Origin of the sequence: Synechococcus sp. H55.11 (assembly GCF_047462475.1) — a bacterium.
In the GTDB taxonomy this organism is placed as follows: Bacteria; Cyanobacteriota; Cyanobacteriia; order Thermostichales; family Thermostichaceae; genus Thermostichus.
On sequence record NZ_JANSJI010000104.1, the window covers coordinates 1 to 1,765 of the forward strand.

3 protein-coding genes are annotated in these 1,765 nt (G+C 58.9%); all 3 read right to left on the reverse strand.

The genetic code is table 11. The features are described from left to right. Positions 1 to 192: hypothetical protein (locus NW853_RS04620; RefSeq protein ID WP_414348024.1), on the reverse strand; the 192-nt coding region annotated here is incomplete at its 3' end. A 10-nt stretch (positions 193 to 202) separates the two neighbouring features. Beyond that, a complete protein-coding gene (locus tag NW853_RS04625) occupies positions 203 to 622 on the reverse strand; it encodes a plastocyanin/azurin family copper-binding protein (protein ID WP_414348027.1) in 420 nt (139 codons plus the stop codon). A gap of 210 nt (positions 623 to 832) precedes the next feature. Continuing rightward, positions 833 to 1,516, reverse strand: coding sequence for a DUF4439 domain-containing protein (locus NW853_RS04630; protein ID WP_414348029.1), 684 nt, complete (start codon positions 1,514 to 1,516; stop codon positions 833 to 835). Positions 1,517 to 1,765 lie beyond the last annotated feature (249 nt).

A 1,765-nucleotide genomic window follows, 5' to 3' on the forward strand; every position in this document is an offset into this window, starting at 1 on the left:
CGGCAGCGCCGTCTGCCGCACCATATAGCCCAAGCCAATAAGAGAAATCAGCAACCACAGCCAGTTGATGTTGGCCTCTTGGTGAAACTGGGTGGCGGCAAACCCGATCCCCAAAAGAATGGCCCAAACCAGGTACACCCGCCGACAGAGGGTCCAAAAAGGGACAGGGGATCCCAGGGTTTCCGTTGGCATGGCTTTCACCTTACTCGACGACAACAACTCGACCCACCATACTGGGGTGAATATCGCAGAAATACTCCTGAATGCCGGCTACCTCGAAGGTCAAGGTTTTGCTCTCGTTGCGCCGCAGCCGCCCTGTCCCTTGGAACTGCGCCCCTGCCACAGGAGTAGCCGTGTGGGGGGTGGAATCCAGGTTGGTGAAAGTCACCTTGCCCCCCCGCTTGAGAGTAATCTCCGGGGGCAGGTACTGAAACCCGCGAATGATCACCTCTGCTTCCGTTTGCGCCAGCGGGCCGTGAGCCTCGACTGCTGCCGTTGTCTCGACAGGATCCTGACCCGCAGCCGAGCCGGCTCGTCGCCAGCGCTCCACGGCCAAAATGGCCCCCACATTGACTAGGGATCCCAGCCCACTCAGCAACAGCAACCGCCGCGTCATTGGCATAGGGCTTTCTCCACACAGGCCAGGAAGAGCAAAAAGGCTGAGACTTCCTATAGTCGTTTAGTCGTTTTAAATAGCAATGAAACGGTTCGTTACGTCGTTATTGCTACGCACTGCCGCTCTAACTCCCCTCTCCCTTTGGGAGAGGGGTGAGGGAAGCGCTTGGGAGCTGCCTCAATAGGGACATGGGGAGGCCCTGGAGATCATCCAGCTCTACACCTTCAGGATCCAGCGCTCCCGAGTCTCGGCGCTGACGAAGGGAGCAGGCACCACCAAAATGCTCGGATCGAGGCGATTGAACACGGCCCGGATCGCAGTGGCGTGGGCAACTTCATTGGGACCGATGGTGCTGGCGGCAGCCACCAGGTCTTTGTTGGAAAGCTGAACGAATGCATCGTTGTAGGCCAGGGCTGCATCGAACTCCAGGGCCAGGGCCAGCTTGGCGATGTTGGCGTCGGAATCGAGATTGCCTTCTTTGCCGTCAATGTAGGTGGAGAGGTCGTAGCTATCCCGAGCCGGCGAGGGGGTTCCCCCCAACTGCCGCACGGCACCCGCCAACAGATCGCGGTGTTGTTCGTGATCCTTCAGGTTCTTGGTGGCCACTTCCAACACAATTTTGCCCACTTCGGTGTTGCTCAGCTTGCCGGCAGCGGTTTTGTAGGCCCAGATCGCCTGCTGTTCCAAGTCGATGGCAGCGTTGAGGATGGCGATGTCGGCAGTGTTGGTCTGGGCAGCACTGGGTAGGCTGCGCAACCCAAGCACCCCACCCACTCCCGCCAGCAAACCGGTCAACAACAAGCTGCGGCGGGAAGGCTGCCAGAACCTGCCAGATGTGGTGCTGGGATCCCATTCGGCGGCCAGGTGAGGCAGAGCGAAGGGAGTCTTTGCAGTCTTCATCTCAAGTCTCCTGTCTCGAAAGAGGGCAACCAACTTCTAAGGGCTTGCTCTTGCTCGGGCAATTCCCTCTCGGCCTGGTCTGATGGGAATACGCCGCTTGTGCTGCCCTGGATGCCTGAGGGAAGAGACTTTACATGGAATGAGCTGGACGGCTGAGCCGGGCTATCTTGAAACCAGCGGGGGCAAGCATGGGTCGGTGGTGGTGTCGTTAGCAAGCCATTCAATTCTGGGTGTGAACCTACACCTGGC